Origin of the sequence: Ruegeria sp. HKCCD8929, from assembly GCF_013031405.1 — a bacterium.
Taxonomy (GTDB): domain Bacteria; phylum Pseudomonadota; class Alphaproteobacteria; order Rhodobacterales; family Rhodobacteraceae; genus Ruegeria.
In genome coordinates this window covers 19907-41268 of sequence record NZ_WPZY01000008.1, presented here as the reverse complement: position 1 = coordinate 41268, position 21362 = coordinate 19907, and the positions used below count along the sequence as shown (strand labels likewise).

General features: G+C 62.4%; 20 protein-coding genes. 9 read left to right on the top strand and 11 right to left on the bottom strand.

The window, feature by feature from the left end; genetic code table 11:
* Positions 1 to 34 precede the first annotated feature (34 nt).
* Positions 35 to 568: an invasion associated locus B family protein gene (locus tag GOX53_RS13880; protein WP_171177317.1), complete on the bottom strand. Its 534-nt coding sequence runs from the start codon at positions 566 to 568 to the stop codon at positions 35 to 37.
* A 174-nt stretch (positions 569 to 742) separates the two neighbouring features.
* On the opposite strand from GOX53_RS13880, the gene GOX53_RS13875 reads away from it, so the two are divergent.
* Positions 743 to 1747, top strand: a complete 1005-nt coding sequence (locus tag GOX53_RS13875) for an asparaginase (protein WP_171177315.1) — start codon at positions 743 to 745, stop codon at positions 1745 to 1747.
* A gap of 49 nt (positions 1748 to 1796) precedes the next feature.
* Here GOX53_RS13875 and GOX53_RS13870 read toward each other — a convergent pair whose 3' ends face one another.
* From GOX53_RS13870 to GOX53_RS13860, 3 genes are read right to left on the bottom strand one after another with little or no spacing between them, the layout of a single operon-like run.
* Positions 1797 to 2111: a YciI family protein gene (locus GOX53_RS13870; protein ID WP_171177313.1), complete on the bottom strand. Its 315-nt coding sequence runs from the start codon at positions 2109 to 2111 to the stop codon at positions 1797 to 1799.
* Between the two features lie 24 nt (positions 2112 to 2135).
* Positions 2136 to 2564, bottom strand: a complete 429-nt coding sequence (locus GOX53_RS13865) for an SRPBCC domain-containing protein (protein ID WP_171177311.1) — start codon at positions 2562 to 2564, stop codon at positions 2136 to 2138.
* Entirely contained in the window at positions 2552 to 2881 is a 330-nt protein-coding gene (locus GOX53_RS13860) for a helix-turn-helix transcriptional regulator (protein WP_171177310.1), read from the bottom strand. Before GOX53_RS13860 ends, GOX53_RS13865 begins: the two co-directional genes overlap by 13 nt.
* 451 nt (positions 2882 to 3332) lie before the next feature.
* Here GOX53_RS13860 and GOX53_RS13855 point away from each other — a divergent pair, with 451 nt between their 5' ends.
* Entirely contained in the window at positions 3333 to 5660 is a 2328-nt protein-coding gene (locus GOX53_RS13855; RefSeq protein ID WP_171177308.1) for a caspase family protein, read from the top strand.
* 6 nt (positions 5661 to 5666) lie between these two features.
* Here the strand turns inward: GOX53_RS13855 and serB are convergent, their stop codons facing one another.
* A complete protein-coding gene (serB, locus tag GOX53_RS13850; RefSeq protein ID WP_171177306.1) occupies positions 5667 to 6542 on the bottom strand; it encodes a phosphoserine phosphatase SerB in 876 nt (291 codons plus the stop codon).
* A 372-nt stretch (positions 6543 to 6914) separates the two neighbouring features.
* On the opposite strand from serB, the gene GOX53_RS13845 reads away from it, so the two are divergent.
* From GOX53_RS13845 to GOX53_RS13835, 3 genes are all read left to right on the top strand, one after another.
* Positions 6915 to 8069: a phosphoserine transaminase gene (locus tag GOX53_RS13845; protein ID WP_171177304.1), complete on the top strand. Its 1155-nt coding sequence runs from the start codon at positions 6915 to 6917 to the stop codon at positions 8067 to 8069.
* A gap of 79 nt (positions 8070 to 8148) precedes the next feature.
* Positions 8149 to 9744, top strand: a complete 1596-nt coding sequence (gene serA / locus GOX53_RS13840; RefSeq protein ID WP_171177302.1) for a phosphoglycerate dehydrogenase — start codon at positions 8149 to 8151, stop codon at positions 9742 to 9744.
* Between the two features lie 104 nt (positions 9745 to 9848).
* Positions 9849 to 10589, top strand: coding sequence for a metallophosphoesterase family protein (locus GOX53_RS13835; RefSeq protein WP_171177300.1), 741 nt, complete (start codon positions 9849 to 9851; stop codon positions 10587 to 10589).
* A 7-nt stretch (positions 10590 to 10596) separates the two neighbouring features.
* On the opposite strand, the gene GOX53_RS13830 is transcribed toward GOX53_RS13835, so the two are convergent.
* Together GOX53_RS13830 and GOX53_RS13825 are read right to left on the bottom strand one after the other, a co-directional pair.
* Positions 10597 to 11301: a UTRA domain-containing protein gene (locus GOX53_RS13830; protein ID WP_171177298.1), complete on the bottom strand. Its 705-nt coding sequence runs from the start codon at positions 11299 to 11301 to the stop codon at positions 10597 to 10599.
* 22 nt (positions 11302 to 11323) lie between these two features.
* Positions 11324 to 12685, bottom strand: a complete 1362-nt coding sequence (locus tag GOX53_RS13825; protein WP_171177296.1) for a formimidoylglutamate deiminase — start codon at positions 12683 to 12685, stop codon at positions 11324 to 11326.
* An 81-nt stretch (positions 12686 to 12766) separates the two neighbouring features.
* On the opposite strand from GOX53_RS13825, the gene hutI reads away from it, so the two are divergent.
* Genes hutI through hutU form a run of 4 tightly spaced genes read left to right on the top strand, consistent with a single transcriptional unit; the run spans position 12767 to position 18004 of the window.
* Positions 12767 to 13975: an imidazolonepropionase gene (gene hutI, locus GOX53_RS13820; RefSeq protein ID WP_171177294.1), complete on the top strand. Its 1209-nt coding sequence runs from the start codon at positions 12767 to 12769 to the stop codon at positions 13973 to 13975.
* Entirely contained in the window at positions 13972 to 15507 is a 1536-nt protein-coding gene (gene hutH / locus GOX53_RS13815) for a histidine ammonia-lyase (protein ID WP_171177292.1), read from the top strand. The genes hutI and hutH overlap by 4 nt, the downstream gene beginning before the upstream one ends.
* Complete coding sequence (hutG, locus tag GOX53_RS13810) at positions 15507 to 16325, top strand: N-formylglutamate deformylase (RefSeq protein WP_171177290.1); 819 nt, start codon at positions 15507 to 15509, stop codon at positions 16323 to 16325. Before hutH ends, hutG begins: the two co-directional genes overlap by 1 nt.
* Complete coding sequence (gene hutU, locus GOX53_RS13805) at positions 16322 to 18004, top strand: urocanate hydratase (RefSeq protein WP_171177288.1); 1683 nt, start codon at positions 16322 to 16324, stop codon at positions 18002 to 18004. The genes hutG and hutU overlap by 4 nt, the downstream gene beginning before the upstream one ends.
* 414 nt (positions 18005 to 18418) lie before the next feature.
* Here hutU and GOX53_RS13800 read toward each other — a convergent pair whose 3' ends face one another.
* The 4 genes from GOX53_RS13800 to GOX53_RS13785 form a co-directional block, all read right to left on the bottom strand.
* Positions 18419 to 19501, bottom strand: a complete 1083-nt coding sequence (locus tag GOX53_RS13800; RefSeq protein WP_171177286.1) for a tetratricopeptide repeat protein — start codon at positions 19499 to 19501, stop codon at positions 18419 to 18421.
* Between the two features lie 174 nt (positions 19502 to 19675).
* Positions 19676 to 19990, bottom strand: coding sequence for a DUF3775 domain-containing protein (locus GOX53_RS13795; RefSeq protein ID WP_171177284.1), 315 nt, complete (start codon positions 19988 to 19990; stop codon positions 19676 to 19678).
* Between the two features lie 66 nt (positions 19991 to 20056).
* Positions 20057 to 20788 carry an SDR family oxidoreductase gene (locus GOX53_RS13790; RefSeq protein ID WP_171177282.1) on the bottom strand — a complete coding sequence of 244 codons (732 nt, stop codon included), beginning with the start codon at positions 20786 to 20788 and terminating at the stop codon, positions 20057 to 20059.
* A complete protein-coding gene (locus GOX53_RS13785; protein ID WP_171177280.1) occupies positions 20785 to 21360 on the bottom strand; it encodes a DUF3833 family protein in 576 nt (191 codons plus the stop codon). The genes GOX53_RS13790 and GOX53_RS13785 overlap by 4 nt, the downstream gene beginning before the upstream one ends.
* Positions 21361 to 21362 lie beyond the last annotated feature (2 nt).

The following is a 21362-nucleotide window of genomic DNA, read 5'->3' as shown; positions in this document are numbered from 1 at the left end:
CGGCGAGGCCTTCTTCAGAACTGGCCCGGGTCGGCTAGTTTGTGCAGCGTTTCTCGGCATCCTCGATCGCCGCCGTGAACCCCAGCAGCGAGAATGTGTCCTTGGTCTGTGTGCCCCGCTCGGACCGCGCGGTCAGAACGGCCTCGCTGCCGCGCTTCATGGCGGTCACGATCTTGGCGTCATCTGTCTCGGTCGCGGGCCAGGCCCATTCGCCTTCGGTGAACAGCTCGAACTCCTCACCTTCGACATTCAGGTTCACGGTCGATCCCGGCGCAAACGGGTAGCCGCCGGTAAAGGTCACCTGACCGCTCACCTCGGCCTTGGGACGGTAGAACACAAACAGCAGGATATCACTGCGGCGCACCGAAACGACACGGCCACCCCGGGTGTTGACGGTTTCCTTGGGCGACGACACGCTCCAGCACTCGGTCGGATCGTCCTCGACATACACATGCCAATCGGTCTTGGCGGCCACACGGTTGGTGCTTGTCGCCTGCTGAGCGATTGCGGTTGTGGCCATTCCTGCCATGCACAGGCCCGCAATTGCGCGGACGAGTTTCGATCCCATTTGTCCAGCCTCCTAGCCCGACCTTTACCTCAAGTTTCCCGGGGCGCGCCGCGGGTCTTGAAGCCCGTCTGCCTTGCGCATCCCATCGTTTGCCGACATAGACACACTATCGCAGGTTTCGCCATGGGCGAAAGGGCGATTGGCAGAAATTTGCGCAGGGATGGAGAGGACGTCATGACGCAGCCGGTGGCGATGACCGAAGTGTGGCGGGGACCGTTTCTGGAGAGCATTCACCTGGGTCATGCAGTGATTTGCGACGACACGGGCCAGATCGTGCGCAGCTGGGGTGACCCTAATGCGCTGATCTATCCGCGCTCGTCCTGTAAAATGATCCAGGCTTTACCGCTGGTTACCTCTGGTGCGGCGGCCAAATACGGACTGGGCCCGGAACATCTGGCGCTGGCCTGCGCCTCGCATAGCGGTGCCGCGATCCACACTGATCGGGTTTCCGCCTGGCTGGATCATCTGGGCCTGCATGACGACGATTTCCGCTGCGGCCCGCAGGAGCCGTCGGACATGGCCGCGCGCGACGGGCTGATCCTTGCCGATGTCCGCCCCTGCCAGACGCACAACAATTGCTCGGGCAAACATGCCGGTTTTCTGACGCTGGCGCAGCATATGGGCGCGGGCCCGGAATATGTCGAAATCGACCACCCGGTACAACAGGCCTGCCGCGCCGCGTTCGAAGAAGTAACGGATGAATCCAGCCCCGGTTACGGCATCGACGGCTGCTCGGCCCCGAACTTTGCGACCTCCTTGCTGGGGCTGGCGCGCTCGATGGCGTGGTTTGCTTCGGCCGCCGACCGGTCGGATCGTCAAAGCACCGCCGCCCAGCAACTAACGGCGGCGATGATCAAACATCCCGAGCTTGTCGCGGGCGAAGGCCGTGCCTGTACCGAACTAATGCGCGCCATGGATGGCCGCGCGGCGATCAAGACGGGCGCCGAAGCGGTGTTCGTCGCCATCATTCCGGAAAAGCGTGTGGGCGTGGCACTCAAGATCGCCGACGGCGCCACCCGTGCCAGCGAATGCGCCATCGCAGCGATTCTGGTAGGCCTCGGCATGCTGGATGCCGATCACCCGGCCACACGAAAGTTCATGAATGCGCCAATCCATAGCCGCAGGGGTATCGACTGCGGCAGCATCAGGCCGACTCAGAATCTGTTGGCCCCGCTCTGACGCAGCGCGGGTTCCCTCTCCCCACCGGGGAGAGGGTTAGGGGGATGATCTACATCTCCATAACTTCGGCAACCTCGACCGAGCCGTTGCCCGTCACCACCATCGGACACCCTTTGGCCATCTCGGTCGCGGCCCCGATATCGGCGGCCCTGACCACCGAATACCCCGAGATCGGATTGGCACCACCGTCATCGGCCACACCAGCCGAGCTGACGGTCTTGGACATCCCCACCGGTGCGCCGGGGATCACCACCGCCTCGCCCATATCGGCAAACCAAGCCTGCCATTGTGCCATCACCTTTTCGCCCTCCTCGGGGCTCTCAGGCGCCTTGCCGCCATGATATGCAAAAACGAATTCCGGCATTTCACTACCTCCCTTGCTGAAAACTCACGCCAACGCGGCTTCGAGCTTGCGCAGCGACGAGGTCCAGCCGCCTTCGTGGCTGGCGCTGATCTCGTCATCGCCCAACTCGCGGTGATCCAGCACCAGCCGCGCACCATTGTCCGTTGCCTCGACCGTGAAGGTCACGTGGCTTTCGTCGCCGCGCTTGTCATTCTCGTCATGCCAAGCCCAGGTGAACCCGACCGATTTGGGCGCATCCACATGGGTGACATGACCCGAGACCTTGAACCGCTGCCCCTCGCCATTCTCCATCACCGAGAACCACGCACCGGTGCGGGAGAAATCCAGGTCGTGCTCGGGCACGTGCAGCCCCTCGGGTCCCCACCATTGCAACAGCTTGGTGCCATCGCTGACCCATGCGAACAGCTGCTCGGGACCCACGGGAAACTCCCGCTCCAATCTCAGGTCGGCCATGTATTCTCCCTCTCCAAAATCGCCCCCAACCGGTCGAGGCTTGTCTCCCAGAATTCGCGCTTCGAGATGGTCCATTCGGCAATGGCGCGCAGTCCCTCGGGCCGGATGGAATAAAGCCGCTGCGGCCCCTTTGCACGTTGTTGTATCAGCCCCGCCTCGCGCAGCACCTTCAGATGACGCGAGATCGCGGCTCCGGACATGCCCTTGCCTTCGATCAGATCTCCGGCCGGCAACTCGCCATCCGCCATAAGCTGTTCGACAATGGACAGGCGGGTTTCATCGGACAGGGCCGAGAAGGCCTTGATAAGTGTGTTCATGCCCGACTATTAACATAAATGTTAAATGATGCAAACTCGATTCTTGGGGCGAGCGGGGCAGGTATAAACTGACCGGAAATCTATGATGGACAGACCTAACTTACTCAACGTAAGCTAAATTGTGCATATACGTTGAATAATTTGTCAGGGAGGCCCGTAATGGTCCGAGTTTCTTTACCGATTGTGGTGTGCAGTACGATGGTTCTGGTTGGGTGCACGCCGCTTTGGTTTGAAAATACCCAAACCGTGGAACCACAGCCCGCTCCGCAGCCGGCTCCGGTTGCCGCGCCAACTCCTGCCGCTGCAACAACGCCGACGGTGACAACAACGCAAGCGTCGTCCAATACTTCAGACTCCGGTGAAGAACGGGATAGCGATGGCGGCGGCGGTGGTGGCGGCGGTGCCGGTGGCGGTGGCGGCGGAAGCTGGAACTAGACACGGAGGGCCAATCATGTTTCGGCGCAGCCTGAGAGGCGGGATCTATCCGATCTTGGCCGGGATGCTTGCTTTGTCTCTGCCAACCGGACATGTGCTGGCCCAAACCGCCCCCCGCGAAGTATCACAATCGGCGACTGCCCCCAGGATTGCCATCGTGATCGGCAATCAGGACTATACGAATGTCGGCGACCTTACGAATGCGCGCAAGGACGCCCAAGATATCGCCTCGCTGCTGCGCGAGTTCAACTTCAAGGTCTATGACGGTTACGACCTTGAAAAACGTGAATTCGAGGAGCTTCTGCGCACGGCGGTGCTCAATATTCCGGATTCAGCGAACGTTCTGTTCTACTACGCCGGGCACGGCATTCAGATCGGCAGGCGAAACTACCTTCTGCCGGTGGATGCCAAGTTCGAGAGCATATACGACGTTCCCTTGGCGACCATGACACTGGACCGGGTGATCGACACGCTGTCGGCCCGAAGTTCCGCGCATGTGGCCATTCTGGATTCCTGCCGCGACAATCCGTTCAGCGACATCCGGCTGGCCGCGGATCTGGACGCAAACCTGTTCGAGACGCGCACCGGATTTGACGTGTTCCGCACCCCGCTGAACTCGCTTGTCGCCTATTCCACCTCGCCCGGTGCCGTGGCCAGTGACGGCGCGGCTGGTGAGAACAGCCCTTATACCGCGGCGGTTCTTGAAACCGCGCGCGCCACACCGTTTGAGAACATTCAGCAGCTGTTCCCGGTCATCCGCGAACGCGTGCATGACTCCACCCAGGGGCAACAGATTCCCTGGGAGAGCTCGACACTGGTAAAGCCGTTCTACCTGGCGCAGCTACAAACCGAAACAACGCCCGAACCGGTCACCGGCGGCGAGGCCCAATCACTTGATCTGACCCATCAGTTTGACAAGAACATCCCGCTGTCCCAAACCCTTGAGCAGGCGCTGGGTGCCGACATCTCCGAGGTGCATATTGTTGAGCGTCCCGACCGCGGTGTGATCGCGCTGGGGGATGAACAACAGTCCGGCTCAATCTCCTACGCGCCGGAAATCTCGGATGTCCGCGCGGTCGAGGTGAACAAGGCCGGGGTTCAGGACAAGTTCGTGGTCGAGGTCGTCACCTCCGGCCAGCAACGCCAGCGGGTCGACGTTTCCCTGCAACTGGACCTGAACGCATGTGACCTGGAAGCAGGCGATGCGCTTGATCTGAATGGTGTGGGCATCTTTCGCCTGCCGAACGAGATCAACATTCCAGACGGCTTGAAGGCGTGTGGCGAAGCCGTTGCAGCGCATCCTGACAATGCTCGTTTTCGGTATCAGCTGGGTCGCGTGCAGCAAGCCGCAGGCCAGTTGTCCGAAGCCTATGACAACATCTCGGCTGCGGCTGCGGCGGGGCATATCCGAGCAAAATTCGCTTTGGCCATGCTTCTTGATTCCGAACAGATCGACCGCGCGGTAACCAAGATCCCCCTTGATACGCAAAAAGCGCTTACACTGCTGGAAGAGGGCACTGCCGAACAAGACCCCTATGCCATGCACCGGCTGGGCAAGAAGCTGCTGCGCGAAGGCGAAACTGCCGAGGAGAAGAAGCGGGGCTTTGAACTGCTGGAGCGGGCGGTGGAACTGGGCCATACGTTTTCGATGAACGAATTGGGGCTCTATTTCCTGCGTGAAAACTCCGAGCACTACATTCCCGAGCGCGGCATGCGGTATCTGCGGGCCTCGGAATTGCGCAAAGACATCTACGGCTACGACAATCTGGCCTATGTCGCGCTGAACGGGCTGGGTGGCAATCCGGTCGACTACGAAAAGGCGCACCGGTACTTTCTTGCCGCTGCAGAAGGCGGCCATCCCACTGCGCCAGCCAGCATCGCCCGCATGATCCTGCGCGATCAGTTGCAGGGCCGCACACGTGCCGAGGCGCTCGAATGGTATGACATGTCGCTCGCACGGGGTGACGCCTGGGGTGGCGCCAACGGGGCCTATATCATTCTTGACGGCCAGGTGCGCGGCAAAGGTCCGGCAGACGCGGCCTTGCGGGCGGCCAAAGCGACGCTACTGGCAGATGAAGAAGCCGCAGGTCAGGCGCGTGAGCAGCTCGACGGCCTGCCGAACTCAGCGCTGGATCGCGCGTTGCAGATGGCGCTCAACGAGCTGGGTGAGCGTGTCGCGGTGGACGGACAGGTTGGTCCCGCGACCACCAGGGCGCTGGAAAACGTCACCGCCGCGCATGGGGTTCCCGTGCCCTTCGCTGCGCTGAATGATCCAAAGGAACGGCTCATCCTCGCCGCCCGGGTTTATTACGCGATAAACCCTGTGCGTTTCGATCTGTTCTGACGTTTTCTAACGGATGAAATCCTGTCGGGCGTAACCCTGCAGAAACAGCAGGGCCGTCAGATCCCCATGATTGATACGCACGTCGCATTGCTCGGCCACCGAGGGCTTGGCATGCAGCGCAACCCCGGTTCCAGCCAATCCCAGCATACCCAGGTCATTCGCCCCATCACCCACGGCGATCGCATCGGCCGGAGAAATTCCAAGCCGGGCCGTGATCTGCTCCAGCGCCTCAACCTTCGCCTCACGCCCCAAGATCGGACGCCCAACGTCGCCGGTCAGGACTCCGTTCTCGGCAAGCAGCGTGTTGGCCCGGTTCTCATCGAACCCCAGCACCCCAGCCACGTTGGCCGTGAAGGCGGTAAACCCGCCTGAGACCAGCGCGGCATAGCCGCCGCCCGCGCGCATCGTCGCCACCAGCTCCCGCCCGCCGGGCATGAAGGTGATCCGCTCGGCCAGCACTTTAGCAATCACCGCCTCATCGAGCCCTTTGAGCAGCCCAACCCGCTCGATCAGCGCGCCTTCGAAGTCCAACTCGCCATTCATCGCCCGCGCGGTGATGTCTTTCACATGAGCACCCACCCCGGCTTCATCCGCCAATTCGTCGATGCATTCCTGTTGGATCATGGTGCTGTCCATATCCGCCAGCAGCATCCGCTTGCGCCGCCCCTCGGCAAGCTGGACGACAAGATCGACCCCGAGGCCCTGCACCTCGGTCCAAACCTCCCAGCGATTCCTCGGCATCACGTCCAGCGCAAACTCCGCCGCCTCGTCCGGACTCAACCAAACCGCCTCGCCCCCGCCCCAGGCATTGCGCAGCGACTCGACCAGCACAGGGTCCAGCGATGGCGCGGCTGGGTTGGTCAGCAGAGTGACGACATACATGGGGCATCTCCTGTTTCGTTGCCTGCGCATACCGCAGGCACAGAAAATCCGCCAGCTACCGAATCCGAGTGTCCGTCCCACCCGACCGCCCGACCCTCGGCGCTCCACCCTCCGAGCTCGCTAACGCCAACGGACTGAAATACTTCATCTTTTCACAAATACTCATGGCCGACCCGTGCCACGCCCCGCTGCTCCTCCGGCTTTGCCCATCCCGGAACACAAGTTTCCGATCATAGTCATCAGCGTCGGATTTGAACGCCAAGGCGCCGAAATCCGGCCATTTCGCGCTTGCACGCCGCGCCGCAGCGGCCTAGCTCTGTCGGTGGGACACTCCTCCCCAACGAGGGGCGCATATCTGTAAGGGTAACACCGATGACTATCGAACAACCGGCGACGCGGCCGGCTAATCCGCGTTTTTCCTCTGGCCCCTGCGCCAAACCCCCCACATTCGATCTGACCAAACTCGCCGGCGCCGCGCTGGGCCGTTCGCACCGTGCCGCCATCGGCAAGGACAAGCTGAAGGCCGCCATCGAGGGCACACGCGAGGTTCTGGGCATCCCCGCCGATTACCGCATCGGCATCGTCCCGGCCTCGGATACCGGTGCCGTCGAGATGGCGCTCTGGTCCTTACTGGGCGCGCGCAAGGTCGAGATGCTGGCTTGGGAGAGCTTTGGTGCGGGCTGGGCGACCGATGTGGTCAAGCAGCTCAAGATCGACGCCGAGGTGAAAACCGCCGAATACGGGCAGATCGTCGATTTGGCCTCGGTCGATTTTGCCAATGATGTCGTGTTCACCTGGAACGGCACTACCTCGGGCGTGCGTGTACCGAATGGCGACTGGATCGCCGATGACCGCGCGGGGCTGACCATTTGCGACGCCACCTCCGCCGCCTTCGCCATGGACCTGCCCTGGGACAAGCTGGATGTGACCACGTTTAGCTGGCAGAAGGTTCTGGGCGGCGAGGCAGCACACGGGATGCTGATCCTGTCCCCACGCGCGGTGGAGCGGCTGGAAAGCTACACCCCCGCTTGGCCCCTGCCCAAGATCTTCCGCCTGACCAAGGGCGGCAAGCTGATCGAAGGGATCTTTACCGGCGCCACCATCAACACCCCGTCGATGCTGGCGGTCGAGGATTACTTGTTTGCATTAGACTGGGCTCGATCCGCGGGCGGCCTGCAGGGCCTGATCGCCCGCGCAGATGCCAATGCGGGCGCCATCCACGCCTTTTGCGATATGCAGCCTTGGATCGCCAACCTGGCCGAGGATGCGGCGACACGCTCGAACACCTCTGTCTGCCTGAAATTCACCGACGACCGCATCCGCGACGGCGCAGCCTTCGCCAAGGCGGTGGCCAAGCGGCTGGAGGCCGAAAACATCGCTCTGGATATCGGCGCCTATCGCGATGCGCCCGCGGGCCTGCGTGTCTGGTGCGGGGGTACGGTCGAAACCTCGGATATCGAGGCGATGCTGCCCTGGCTCGAATGGGCCTTTGAGGCCGAGATCGAGGCTCAGGTACAAACTGCCTGAAGCCCGACCTACGCCAGACGCAAACGTAAGGCGGACCTCAGCCCGCCACTCCCAAGACCCATTCAAAGGACCAAATCAAATGGCCCCCAAAGTTCTCATTTCCGACAAGCTGTCGGACGCCGCCGTCCAGATCTTCCGCGATCACGGCATCGACGTGGATTTCCTGCCCGAAGTGGGCAAGGACAAGGAAAAGCTGGCCGAGATCATCGGCCAATATGACGGCCTTGCCATCCGGTCGGCCACCAAGGTGACCGAGAAGATCCTGGAAAAGGCCGACAACCTGAAAGTCGTCGGCCGCGCCGGGATCGGCACCGACAATGTCGACAAGGATGCCGCGTCAAAAAAGGGGGTGATCGTGATGAACACGCCCTTCGGCAACATGATCACCACCGCCGAGCACGCGATTGCGATGATGTTCGCGGTGGCGCGGCAGATCCCCGAGGCCAGCGCCTCGACCCATGCGGGCAAGTGGGAAAAGTCCAAGTTCATGGGCACCGAGCTGACCAACAAGACCCTTGGTGTCATCGGCGCAGGCAATATCGGTGGTATCGTTTGCGACCGGGCCCATGCGCTGAAGATGAAGGTCCTCGCCTACGATCCCTACTTGGGCGCCGAAAAAGCCGACCAGATGGGTGTCGACAAGGTCGAGCTGGACGAGCTGCTTGAGCGTGCCGATTTCATCACCCTGCACGTGCCGCTGACCGACCAGACCCGCAATATCCTGAGCCGTGAAAACCTCGCCAAGACCAAGAAGGGCGTGCGCATCGTCAACTGCGCCCGGGGCGGTCTGGTGGACGAAGATGCGCTGTCCGAAATGCTGCAGAGTGGTCACGTGGCAGGTGCCGCCTTTGACGTGTTCAGCGAGGAACCGGCCAAGGACAACCCGCTCTTCAACCTGCCCAATGTGGTCTGCACCCCGCATCTGGGCGCGGCAACCACCGAGGCGCAGGAAAACGTCGCCCTGCAGGTGGCCGAGCAGATGTCGAACTATCTGCTGACCGGAGCAGTGGAAAACGCGCTGAACATGCCCAGCGTCACCGCCGAAGAGGCCAAGATCATGGGCCCGTGGATCAAGCTGGCCGGTCATCTGGGCTCTTTCGTCGGTCAGATGACGGATGAGCCGATCAAGGCGATCAACATCCTCTATGACGGCGTGGCCGCCGAGATGAACCTCGCTGCGCTGAACTGCGCCGTGATCGCGGGGATCATGAAAAAGTCGAACCCCGAGGTGAACATGGTCTCGGCCCCGGTGGTGGCCAAGGAACGTGGTATCCAGATCTCGACCACCAATCAGGACAAATCCGGCGCATTTGAAGGATACATCAAGGTGACCGTGGTGACCGAAAAGCGCGAGCGGTCCATCGGCGGCACCGTGTTCAGCGACGGCAAGCCGCGTTTCATCCAGATCAAGGGTATCAATATCGACGCCGAGATCGGCTCACACATGCTCTATACCACCAACGAGGACGTGCCGGGGATCATCGGCACGCTGGGCCAGACCATGGGGGCGCATGGCGTCAACATCGCCAACTTTACCCTGGGCCGGGCACATGCCGGAGGTGAAGCCATCGCGCTTCTTTATGTGGACGAGCCAGTTCCGGCCGAGGCGCGCGCCAAGCTGGCGGAAACCGGGCTCTTTACCCAGATCAAGCCGCTGGAATTCGACGTGGCCTGATACGCTTGCAAATCTGACACCCGCGCAAGTCTTTGTGCGGGTGTCGCCTTTTCAAGACCGCAGATTTCCGACAGAACGAACGCGACCAACCCTGAGGCCCGTTCATGACCCCTCCCATCTACGCCATCGGCGACATTCATGGCCAGCTAGGCATGCTTCAGGACGCATTGGCCCGTGTCGAGGCGGATGGAGGCCCCGATGCGTGCATCGTATTTCTGGGGGATTACACCGATCGCGGGCCAGACAGCCGCGGGGTGATCGACCTGCTGATCGAAGGCCTCAACGCAGGGCGCAACTGGATCACGCTCAAGGGCAATCATGATCGGATGTTTGCCATGTTCATGCATGAGCATCCCACCAATGACGACCGCCTGCTGGTCGGCTATCACTGGCTGCATGAACGGATCGGCGGGATCGAGACGCTGGCCTCATACGGCGTGCCTGTGGTCGACGGAGACCGGATTTACGAGGTGCACGAAAAGGCGCGGGCGGCGGTGCCCGCGGCGCATCTCGACTTTCTGAACGCACTGCCGGTATTGCATCAGGAAGGTGAGTTGCTGTTCGTGCATGCCGGCATTCGCCCCGGCGTGCCGTTGGAGGAGCAGACCGAGCACGATCTGGTCTGGATACGCCACGAATTCCTGAAGGACCCGCGCGCCCATCCCTGGCTTGTGGTGCATGGCCACACCCCGGCCAAACGGGCCGAGCATTGCGGCAACCGCATCAATCTGGACGCAGGTGCAGGCTATGGCCGCCCGCTGGTGTCCGCCGTGTTCGAAGGGCGCCGGTGCTGGCGGCTGACCGATCAGGGCCGGGTGCCGCTGGAGCCGTCGCCAGCGCAGTAAGCCCGGCTCAGATCTGGGTGGTCATCCGGTATCCGGCGGCAAAGAACAGCTTGGCGAAGGTGACCGGACGGCCCTGCAACCAGGTGATCCGCTCGGCGGTGAAGACCGGCTCGCCCTCGGGGACATCCAGAAATCCGGCAAGCTGGGTATCGGCGCGGCTGGCGAGAAAGGTCAGCTCGACATTGGTAAAGGGCACGGTTTGCACCAGCCAGTCGTTCGGTCCGATGGCGGTGAAATCGGCGTTGGCGACCTCGGGCACGCTGTCGATCACGATCCAGCGGTCCTCATATTGAAACGGGGTATTGTTCGAATAATGCATGCAGCGCACGTGCAGCACCTCTTGCGCGGGCTGCAGGGTCAGCCGGGCGCTCAGCCATTCCGGCGCGGGCAGGTTTTCGGCACTAATAAGCGCATATCGGTATGCGGCACCCGTCGCCTCGACCTCATCGCGGACCAGCGGGATGGTGAACCGCGCCTGCCGCAGCGGGGCGCTCAGCACCCGGGTGCCGGCCTTGCGGCGGCGTTCCAGATAGCCCTCATCGGCCAGTTCCCGCATCGCGCGGTTGACGGTGGTGCGGGTGCAGGAAAACTCCTCGGCCAGGTCCTGTTCGTTCGGGACCAGCGTGTCGGGCTGCCAGATGCCGGAGCGGATGCGCTCCATCACGATCCGCTTGATATCGCGGTAGCTGGTGGTGTCGGAAGGGTGGGTCATCCGTGCGGGTCCGTTCCTGAGGTCAGCCATCGGCCAGCAGATCGGCCATCGCCTTGCGGTAATCGGCGATGATGCCGTTGCGGGCGACGTGGCGCCCACCCTGCACCATGTGCCGCCCCGCCGACCACAGATCGGTGACCACCGTATCCGGCGCGGCAAAGCACAGACCGTCGAGCAATTGGTGGTCCTCCAGCGCACAGAGCGAAGGGTGGTTGCGGTCGATGGCGACCAGATCGGCCAGTTGCCCGACCGCGATCTCGCCCGCGCCCCGTCCCAGCGCCTGCGCCCCGCCCCGGGCCGCGCCGATATAGAGCGTGTGCCCGACCGAGCCCTCGCCCGGCACCAGAACGGTGCGGGCCATGTCGCGCAGACGTTGGGAATATTCCAGCGTCCGCAACTCCTCTGTCAGCGAAATCCGCACATTAGAGTCGGATCCGACACCAAAAGCGCCACCCTGATCCAGATAAACCGAGCCGTTGAAGATACCATCGCCGAGATTGGCCTCGGTGATTGGGCACAGACCGGCCACGGCGCCTGAACGGGCCAAGGCGGTGGTTTCCGCATCGGTCATGTGGGTGGCATGGATCAGGCACCAGTGATTGTCCACCGGCACATTGTCCAGCAACCACGCTACCGGGCGCTGGCCCAGTTTGGCCTCGACATCCGCCACTTCCTTGAGTTGCTCGGAGATGTGGATATGCACCGGCCCGTCGGGCGCCTGCTGCAACACCGCCGCCAGATCGGCGGGTGAGGTCGCGCGCAACGAATGCGGGGCGATCCCGACACTGGTATCGGCGGTCATGTCCGGCAGCGCGGCGCGGCAGTCGTCCACCAGCCGCAGGAAACGGTCGACGTCATTGCCGAAACGCAGTTGCCCGCCGGACAGCGGCTCCTGCGCGACGCCGCCATAAGTGTAGAGCACCGGCAGATGGGTCAGGCCGATGCCGGTGCGCCCTGCGGCGGCAAAGATACGCTGGCTCAGCTCCGACAGTTGGTCATACGTGCCGCCGCCCGGCTGGTGATGGACATAGTGGAATTCACCGACTGAGGCATATCCGGCCTCCTGCATCTCCATATAGACCAGCGCCGCGATGGCCTCGACATGCTCGGGCGTCAGCCGTTCGAGAAAGCAGTACATCAGGGTCCGCCAAGTCCAGAAGCTTTCCTTTCCCGCCGCGCGCACCTCGGTCATCCCGGCCATGGCACGCTGAAAGGCGTGGCTGTGCAGGTTGCCCAGCGCGGGCAGCAGGGTGTCCACCCGCAGGTCGGCAGCCTGCGGATCGGCCCCGGCCTCAAGCGCGGCGACTCGCCCATCGGTCACGCTCAGCCTGACGTTCTGCACCCAATCAGAGCCTAACAAGGCGGTTTTTGCGTGGATATCCATGGCCATCCCATTTTGTGTAGACTTTATATTTATACCCGTATACGAAAAAATCCGACAAGAGGTGAACTGAAAAGAATCGCCATGACTGGGAAAACTGTGTTCTGCGGCGCTCATATCGCAACAATGGACGGCACCGGCGCGCCATATGGGATGATCGCGGACGGAGCGGTTGCGGTCGACGCGGGCCGGATCACGTGGGTTGGTGCAACCGACGCCTTGCCCGCAGATTTTGCCGATTGGCCCCGTGAGGATCTGGCCGGGCGTCTGATCACTCCGGGCCTGATCGACGCCCACACCCATGTCGTGTTCGGCGGCAACCGCGCGGTCGAATTCGAAATGCGGCTGAACGGCGCCAGCTACGAAGAGATCGCGCGGGCGGGAGGCGGCATCCTCTCGACCGTGAATGGCACCCGCGCAGCCTCCGAGGATGAGTTGCTGGAGGGCGCCCTGCCCCGGGTCGATGCGCTGCTGGCCGAAGGCGTTGGCTGCATCGAGGTCAAATCGGGATATGGGTTGGATCGCGACACCGAACTGCGGATGCTGCGCGCCGCTCGGAGGATTGCCGAGGCACGGCCCATCAGGGTCAAAACCAGCTTCTTGGGTGCCCACGCCGTGCCGCCGGATTACAAGGACCGCGCGGATGCCTATATCGACGAGGTTTGCATCCCCGCCCTGCGCGCGGCGCGCGCCGAAGGGCTGGTCGATGCGGTGGACGGGTTCTGCGAGGGCATCGCCTTTGCCCCCGCCCAGATCGCGCGCGTCTTCGATGTGGCGCAGGAACTGGACCTGCCGGTCAAGCTCCATGCCGAGCAGCTCTCGAACCTCGGCGGCGCGAAGCTGGCGGCGTCATATGGCGCGCTGTCTGCCGATCATATCGAATATCTGGACGAGGATGGCGTGCGGGCCATGGCCGATGCTGGCACTGTCGCGGTGATCCTGCCTGGCGCGTTCTACACACTGCGCGAAACGCAGGTGCCGCCTATCGACCTGTTGCGCCAGCATAAGGTGCCAATGGCGCTGGCTACCGACTGCAACCCGGGCTCGTCGCCGCTGACCTCGCTTTTGCTGACCATGAACATGGCCTGCACCCTGTTCCGCATGACGCCCGAAGAGGCGCTGGCAGGGGTTACCCGCGAGGCCGCCCGTGCGCTGGGTCTGACCGACACCGGCACCATCGCCCCCAGGCAGCGCGCGGATCTGGCCATCTGGGATGTCGAGCACCCTGCCGAACTGTCCTATCGCATGGGCTTCAACCCTCTGCATAAACGCATCTTTGGAGGCACTGAATGAGCGTTCTCAAGCTCACTCCGGGCAATGTCACCCTGCCGGAGCTGGCCGAGATCTACTGGTCCGAGACCCTGATCGTTCTGGACGACAGTTGTAAGTCAGGCGTTCAAGCCGCCGCCGAGCGGATCGCCGCCGCTGCCGCTGGGGACAAGGCGGTCTATGGCGTCAATACCGGTTTCGGCAAGCTTGCCAGCCTCAAGATCGCGGCCGAGGACACTTCTACCCTGCAACGCAACCTGATCCTCAGCCATTGCTGTGGTGTGGGTGAGGCGGTGCCGCGGCGGCTGGCGCGCCTGATGATGTCTCTGAAATTGCTGTCCTTTGGCCGGGGTGCGTCCGGTGTCCGGTGGGAGCTGATCAAGTTGCTGCAGGATATGCTGGCGCGCGGGGTGACCCCGGTGATCCCGGCGCAGGGCTCGGTCGGGGCCTCGGGCGATCTGGCACCGCTGGCCCACATGACCGCCGTGGTGATCGGAGAGGGCGAGGCGGAATACCTGGGCAAGGTGCTGCCGGGGGCCGAGGCGCTGGCGCGCGCCGGTCTGACCCCTATCGCGCTGGGCCCGAAAGAGGGGCTGGCGTTCATCAACGGCACCCAGTTCTCGACCGCCTTCGCGCTGGCGGGGCTGTTCGAAGCGTGGCGCGCGGCGCAGAATGCACTGGTGATCTCGGCCACCTCGACCGACGCCATCATGGGTTCGACCGCGCCGCTGCAGCCGGAAATCCACGAGCTACGCGGCCATCGCGGCCAGATCGAGGCCGCTGGCGCAATGCGCGCCACGCTTGAGGGTTCGGTGATCCGCGAAAGCCACCGCGAAGGCGACACGCGGGTGCAGGACCCCTATTGCATCCGCTGCCAGCCGCAGGTGACCGGCGCGGCACTGGACATCCTGCGTCAGGCCGCCGCCACACTGACGGTCGAGGCCAACGCCGCCACAGACAACCCGCTGGTGCTGAGCGATCCGCAGGCCATCGTCTCGGGCGGCAATTTCCACGCCGAACCGGTGGGTTTTGCCGCCGACATGATCGCGCTGGCGCTGTCTGAAATCGGCGCCATCGCCCAGCGCCGCATCGCGCTGATGGTGGACCCGACGCTGAGTTTCGACCTGCCGCCCTTCCTGACCCCCGATCCCGGACTGAACTCGGGCCTGATGATCGCCGAGGTGACCACCGCCGCACTGATGAGCGAGAACAAACATCTCGCCAATCCATGTGTCACCGACAGCACGCCAACCTCGGCCAATCAGGAGGATCACGTCTCAATGGCCGCCCACGGCGCGCGGCGGCTCACCCGGATGGTGAACAACCTGAACTACATCCTCGGGATCGAGCTGATGTGCGCCGCGCAGGGCGTCGAATTCCGCGCACCGCTGACCACCAGCGCGCCGCTGCAACAGGTGATTGCCCGTCTGCGCGCCGATATCCCGGCGCTGGCCGAAGACCGCTATCTGGCGCCGGAACTGGAAACCGCAAAGCACCTTGTGGCCGAGGGCGCGATCCTGCGCGCGGTCGGCGTCCCCATGCCGGAGCTGGCGTGATGCAGGTCTTTGACGTCCTCCGCGGCGACGGCCCGATCGTGCTGGGCCAGCCCCATGGCGGCACATACGTGCCGGACGGTATCGCCGCGCGGGTGAACGAAAATGGGCGCGGGCTGGCGGACACGGATTGGCACATAAACAGGCTCTATCAAGGGCTTTTAACCGATGCGACGGTGGTGCAATCGCATATCCACCGCTACGTGATCGACGCCAATCGTGACCCGGCGGGCGTGTCGCTCTATCCCGGGCAGAAAACCACAACGCTGGTGCCGCTGACCGATTTCGATGGGCGGGCGATCTGGGCCGAGGGGCAGGAGCCATCCGAGGATGAAATCGAGGACCGGCGCGTCAAATACCACGCGCCCTATCATGCTGCATTGGAGCAGGAACTGGAGCGTGTGTTGGGCAAGCACGGCGTGGCGATCCTGTTCGACTGCCACTCGATCCGCTCGCTGATCCCGTTTCTGTTCAAGGGTGAATTGCCCATTTTCAACACCGGCACCAATATCGGCGCCACCTGCCATCCGGCCATCGAGCAGGCGGTGGATGGCGTGGCGAGCGAGGCTGATGGCTTTTCCTCAGTTCTCAACGGCCGCTTCAAAGGCGGCTGGACCACCCGCCACTATGGCCGCCCTGCCGAGGGCCTTCATGCGATCCAGATGGAGATCGCCCAGCGCGCCTACATGGACGAAACCCCGCCCTGGAACTGGCGCGAGGACCGCGCCGCCGCCCTCCGCCCGCATCTGCAGACGATGTTAGACCGCCTCCGCGACCTCGCCCTGTCGGGCGCATTGACCGAAAAAGGAGCTTCGCAATGAGCGATCCTCGCAAGAACACCCGCGATATCTTTCCGCCCACCGGGCCCGAACTGAACGCCAAAAGCTGGGTGACCGAGGCCCCCCTGCGGATGATGATGAACAACCTGCACCCGGATGTGGCCGAGAACCCGCATGAACTGGTGGTCTATGGCGGCATCGGGCGCGCGGCGCGGACGTGGAACGATTTCGACACCATCGTCGCCAGCCTGAAGGATCTGGAAGAGGATGAGACCCTGATCGTCCAGTCCGGCAAGCCGATCGCGATCATCCGCACCCACAAGGATGCGCCGCGGGTGCTGATCGCGAACTCGAACATCGTGCCGCATTGGGCCAACTGGGACCATTTCAACGAGCTCGATAAGAAGGGCCTGATGATGTACGGCCAGATGACCGCCGGCTCGTGGATCTATATCGGCACGCAGGGCATCGTTCAGGGCACCTATGAGACCTTTGCCGAGGCCGGGCGTCAGCATTATGACGGCGACCTGACCGGCAAGTGGATTCTGACCGGTGGTCTGGGCGGTATGGGTGGCGCGCAGCCTCTCGCCGCCGTGTTCGCGGGCGCCTGCTGTCTGGCGGTCGAGTGCAATCCGGACAGCATCGACTTCCGCCTGCGCACCAAATACCTCGACGAAAAAGCCGAGACGCTTGACGAGGCGCTGGCGATAATCGACCGCTGGACCAAGGCGGGTGAGGCAAAATCCGTGGGTCTGCTGGGCAATGCCGCCGAGATCTTCCCCGAGATCTACCGCCGCATGAAAGAAGGCGGGATGCGCCCCGATATCGTCACCGACCAGACCAGCGCCCATGACCCGGTGAACGGCTATCTGCCGTTGGGCTGGACCATGGGCGAGTGGCGCGAGAAGCGGGAAACAGACCCTAAAGTGGTCGAAAAGGCCGCTTGTGCCTCGATGAAGCAGCATGTGGCGGCGATGGTCGATTTCTGGAACGCGGGCGTGCCGACACTGGATTACGGCAACAACATCCGGCAGGTGGCGCTGGACGAAGGGCTGGAAAACGCCTTTGCCTTTCCCGGGTTCGTCCCGGCCTATATCCGCCCGCTGTTTTGTCGCGGTGTCGGCCCGTTCCGCTGGTGCGCGCTGTCGGGCGACCCCGAAGATATCTACAAGACCGACGCCAAGATGAAGGAGCTGTTCCCCGAGAACGAGCACCTGCACCGCTGGCTCGACATGGCGCGCGAGCGGATCGCGTTTCAGGGCCTGCCCGCGCGGATCTGCTGGATCGGGCTGGGCGACCGGCATCGTGCCGGGCTGGCGTTCAACGAGATGGTGGCCAATGGCGAGTTGAAGGCGCCGGTCGTAATTGGGCGCGACCATCTGGATTCAGGCTCGGTCGCTAGCCCGAACCGCGAGACCGAGGCGATGCTGGACGGCTCGGACGCTGTGTCGGACTGGCCGCTGCTGAATGCGCTGATCAACACCGCCAGCGGAGCCACATGGGTCTCACTGCACCATGGCGGCGGTGTCGGCATGGGGTTCAGCCAGCACGCAGGCGTGGTGATCTGCGCCGACGGCACTGAGGACGCCGCCCGCCGCCTGGAACGCGTCCTGTGGAACGACCCGGCCTCGGGCGTCTGGCGCCACGCAGATGCAGGATACGACATCGCCAAGAACTGCGCCCGTACGCATGGGCTGCGGCTGCCTGGAATTTTGGGGTGAACAACAGTTGGGTCCCAACGATGCCACAGTTGGATGCAATTAAAGGTTCTTTGGCCTGATGGATTTTTTCCCAAGCGATGCAGTGGAGTTTGCCGAACTAGCGCCGACCAAACCATATGAGTGCACAATGTCGATCACGGACAGAAGCATTCGCTTCGGGTCATCTCGAACCTGGGGTGGCGAACGCGACACGGCGATGGCGCGTCCGGTCTGGGTGCCGCTTGCGGTACATTCGGTGCCGACCCAGACCATCTCGGTCGGCGCGTATGTAGCCCTCAGCGATCCGAAACTGGTCGAGGAGTCGATGGGTGAAATCGAAAAGCAGGCTCAAAATCTACAGATAATGGATCACGTCGAGGATGGAATGCCAGACAAACATCGTTTTCCCGGCGGAAACAGCCGAAGACCATACACTCAGCCTGACAGAGCATGGGCGAGGTCGACCAGATTCCTTCGCACCTCCGGGCTGAAAAGGTGTTTATCCCTCATTTCTGGATACGCCTCTCCGTAGCCTTCTGGGAACAGAAACTTCGCACCCTGAACGCAGTTGAAAACGCGATCCCCCACAATCATATCTCTTGCAAGTTCAGACTGCTGCTCCCCTTCAAACCCCATACTAACCGCTAGGTATGTTACCTGTAGAATTGCTTTGGGCCGAAGCGCCGGGTCATCGAAGTACTCCTTTACCGAGGTGTGGCCGGTTTCAGCGAGTTCCTTCTCTACGAGTTCTGAATTCCTTGTCCCCCACTCATCAATCGCTTTGTCACAACTCAACTTGGTATAGGTCGCGCGTTTCTCCGGAAACAGTGGCGGACAATCACCACCAATATACCGGCACCAGATGAAAAAGGTTTTCTGCTTTTCTTGACTTGAAGGATCTTGTGCAAGCTCATCTCGCGCCTTCAATGCCTCGTCTTTCAACGCTTGCCGCGTCAGCGGATAAAGGTTCAATTCAAACATGAGGTTGTCGCTAACGGCAGACGGCATCCAGTCCAAACCATGGCCAGCCCGGACAACGCGGTTCATGAACGCATCCATCTCGTCGGTGCGGCCCAAATCACTCAGAAGCCTTAAGCGCCTGCGCTGAGTGAACCGAACGTCAGGATCAATCTCATACGCCACGTCGATAGCCTCAAGCGCTTTTGAGTAGTCCCCTATCTTGTCCAGCGCGTGAGCTTTCCACTGCCAACCCAGATGATCGTCTGGTGCCACCAGAACTGCTTGGTCGAATGCGGCAAGCGCACGGGGCCAGTCCTCAAGTTCTGCATGAGCTTGTCCCAGTTGGCCATAAAGCTCACCGCGATGTTTCTGACCATGGCCCTCTAGCGCCAGAAGTCCGGTACAGGCGGACAACGCCTCTTTGGGTGTTTCTTTCACCGCATTACAGGTCTCGTAAATTGCCGCGATCTCGGTGTTGCGCTGCTCTCTAAGAACAAACAACACCGCAGCGACCGCAAATATTGCCGCCGCCAAAACTCGAAGAAACTTACCGTTCATTATGTTCTGTCTGCTCAACCGGTTGCTCAATTTTAGCGAGTGTCGGTTACTCTGACTTCTCGTCAGAGATCAACAACAAATGCCGTCAGGCAACCAGCTTTATAAAGGTGTCTTTCGCTTGTGTGGTTTCCGGAGAGCTCTGGATCCTGTCCTGCCCACCCGCGCGAACGGAACCTACATCAGATCGTTCTCAACATCCTCAGCCGAGATCCCCAGCGCATCCAGCCCGTTCTCGAGGTGATCCGACAGGTGCGGCGTTCCGATCAGGTAGTCGGCGCAGGGGGTCGAGGCCTCGGCGCGGGCGGTGGCGATGGCCTCGGCCAGATCCTCGGCGAAGAAACTCTCGCGGCCGATCCACATCACCGCGACCAGCTCGGCCTGCTCATCCTCGCTCATGCGGTCGATGAAGGCGCGCAGTTCACCCTCTGCCCGGTCCAGTTCGCGCCCCATCAGCGCCACCTGAGCCACTTTCCGTGCCGAAATCTCCATCTGATCGTACTCCTGTTCGCTTGTCACACCTCCATCAAGCAGGCGGGCGCGGGCGCGTCTTTGATCTTACGCAAACAGGCGGTAGTAGATCCAGTCCGGCAAAAACTGCCCGAACCGGAACAGCAGGGAAAATCCGGTCGGGAAACTCCGTTTGAACCGGTTGCCGTTCATATGGGCGAACATGAGGCGGGCCGCGGCCTCGGGTTCGAGGATGAAGGGCATCTCGAAATCGTTCTTGTCGGTCAGGCGGGTTCGGATGAAGCCCGGGTTGACCAGTTGCACCTGAACCCCGGTGCGGCGCAGGTCGGCGTGCATGCATTCCGCTAGCGCCATGGTTCCGGCCTTGGATGCGGCATATCCGATGGCGCCCGGAAGGCCGCGAAAGCCAGAGAGCGAGCCGGTGATCACCACATGCCCCGCATCGCGATCCACCATCTGTGGCACGCAGACGCCCAAAACACGCACCAGACCGGTGAAGTTGATATCGGCCATGGTGTCGGCCCGTTCGGCATGCCAGTCCTGTGCTTTCATCGGCCAATAAACACCAGCCAGCCAGACGACCCCATCAATCTCGCCCGCCCGCTCGGCCGCTGCCGAGATGCTGTCTGCATCCGCGACATCGAGCGGCAGCACCTCGCATGGGCCGGGCAAGCTGTCGGCCAGCGCCTGCAGCCGTTCGGGCGTGCGGGCGGACAGGATCAGGTGGGCGCCAGCGCGGCTCATCTCATCGGCAAGCGCGGCGCCTAGACCTTCGCTGGCGCCCACCAGCCAGTAACGTTTGCCGCGCCAGTTCTTCATTCCGGTTCACGGTCCAGATTGGCAGGCCGCATGACGGCAACCAGCTCGGCGACCTTGATCCCGAGTTTGCGGAACTGCGAGCGATTGACGATTTCTCCGCCGGGTGTGAGGTACATCCAGTCCACCACGTCCAGAACGTGGCTGCCCGCCGTTTCGGGAAGCCGCAGCCGGTATTTCAGCTGCACCGCCGATCCGAGTTGAACACCTGTGCCGTGGCCGATCACGTCCGGGGCGGTGGCCTTGATGCGCCCGTCATTGCCCAGCCGCAAATGCCACTCCCGGTTCTGGATGGTGCCGGTGTCATAGACAAAGCGCTCGGTCATCACGCCGGTGTTTCCCTGCCAGTCCGCACGGAAATCGCCCTTGAAACTGGACGTGACACGTCCGGTGGGACCATAAATCACGCCGGAACACAGGATATCGCCGTTGAGGTGGGTGCGTAGGTCGAACTGGGGCTCACCAGCGGCGTAGTGCGCCGGGCGCTGAGCCAGGAAGCCGGTGAACCGCCGCAGGGCAAAGCCCGTCAGCAGGATCAGAAAGCCGCCCAGAAGAGCGAGGTGAAAGGGTTCCATGT

Coding starts and splice junctions, on each gene's coding strand:
- GOX53_RS13785 (WP_171177280.1), bottom strand. CDS start 21,360: ATGGAACCCTTTCACCTCGCTCTTCTGGGCGGCTTTCTGATCCTGCTG.
- serA (WP_171177302.1), top strand. CDS start 8,149: ATGGCCCCCAAAGTTCTCATTTCCGACAAGCTGTCGGACGCCGCCGTC.
- serB (WP_171177306.1), bottom strand. CDS start 6,542: ATGTATGTCGTCACTCTGCTGACCAACCCAGCCGCGCCATCGCTGGAC.
- GOX53_RS13870 (WP_171177313.1), bottom strand. CDS start 2,111: ATGCCGGAATTCGTTTTTGCATATCATGGCGGCAAGGCGCCTGAGAGC.
- hutU (WP_171177288.1), top strand. CDS start 16,322: ATGAGCGATCCTCGCAAGAACACCCGCGATATCTTTCCGCCCACCGGG.
- hutG (WP_171177290.1), top strand. CDS start 15,507: ATGCAGGTCTTTGACGTCCTCCGCGGCGACGGCCCGATCGTGCTGGGC.
- hutI (WP_171177294.1), top strand. CDS start 12,767: ATGACTGGGAAAACTGTGTTCTGCGGCGCTCATATCGCAACAATGGAC.
- GOX53_RS13790 (WP_171177282.1), bottom strand. CDS start 20,788: ATGAAGAACTGGCGCGGCAAACGTTACTGGCTGGTGGGCGCCAGCGAA.
- GOX53_RS13800 (WP_171177286.1), bottom strand. CDS start 19,501: ATGAACGGTAAGTTTCTTCGAGTTTTGGCGGCGGCAATATTTGCGGTC.
- GOX53_RS13795 (WP_171177284.1), bottom strand. CDS start 19,990: ATGGAGATTTCGGCACGGAAAGTGGCTCAGGTGGCGCTGATGGGGCGC.
- GOX53_RS13830 (WP_171177298.1), bottom strand. CDS start 11,301: ATGACCCACCCTTCCGACACCACCAGCTACCGCGATATCAAGCGGATC.
- GOX53_RS13875 (WP_171177315.1), top strand. CDS start 743: ATGACGCAGCCGGTGGCGATGACCGAAGTGTGGCGGGGACCGTTTCTG.
- hutH (WP_171177292.1), top strand. CDS start 13,972: ATGAGCGTTCTCAAGCTCACTCCGGGCAATGTCACCCTGCCGGAGCTG.
- GOX53_RS13855 (WP_171177308.1), top strand. CDS start 3,333: ATGTTTCGGCGCAGCCTGAGAGGCGGGATCTATCCGATCTTGGCCGGG.
- GOX53_RS13835 (WP_171177300.1), top strand. CDS start 9,849: ATGACCCCTCCCATCTACGCCATCGGCGACATTCATGGCCAGCTAGGC.
- GOX53_RS13860 (WP_171177310.1), bottom strand. CDS start 2,881: ATGAACACACTTATCAAGGCCTTCTCGGCCCTGTCCGATGAAACCCGC.
- GOX53_RS13845 (WP_171177304.1), top strand. CDS start 6,915: ATGACTATCGAACAACCGGCGACGCGGCCGGCTAATCCGCGTTTTTCC.
- GOX53_RS13865 (WP_171177311.1), bottom strand. CDS start 2,564: ATGGCCGACCTGAGATTGGAGCGGGAGTTTCCCGTGGGTCCCGAGCAG.
- GOX53_RS13880 (WP_171177317.1), bottom strand. CDS start 568: ATGGGATCGAAACTCGTCCGCGCAATTGCGGGCCTGTGCATGGCAGGA.
- GOX53_RS13825 (WP_171177296.1), bottom strand. CDS start 12,685: ATGGATATCCACGCAAAAACCGCCTTGTTAGGCTCTGATTGGGTGCAG.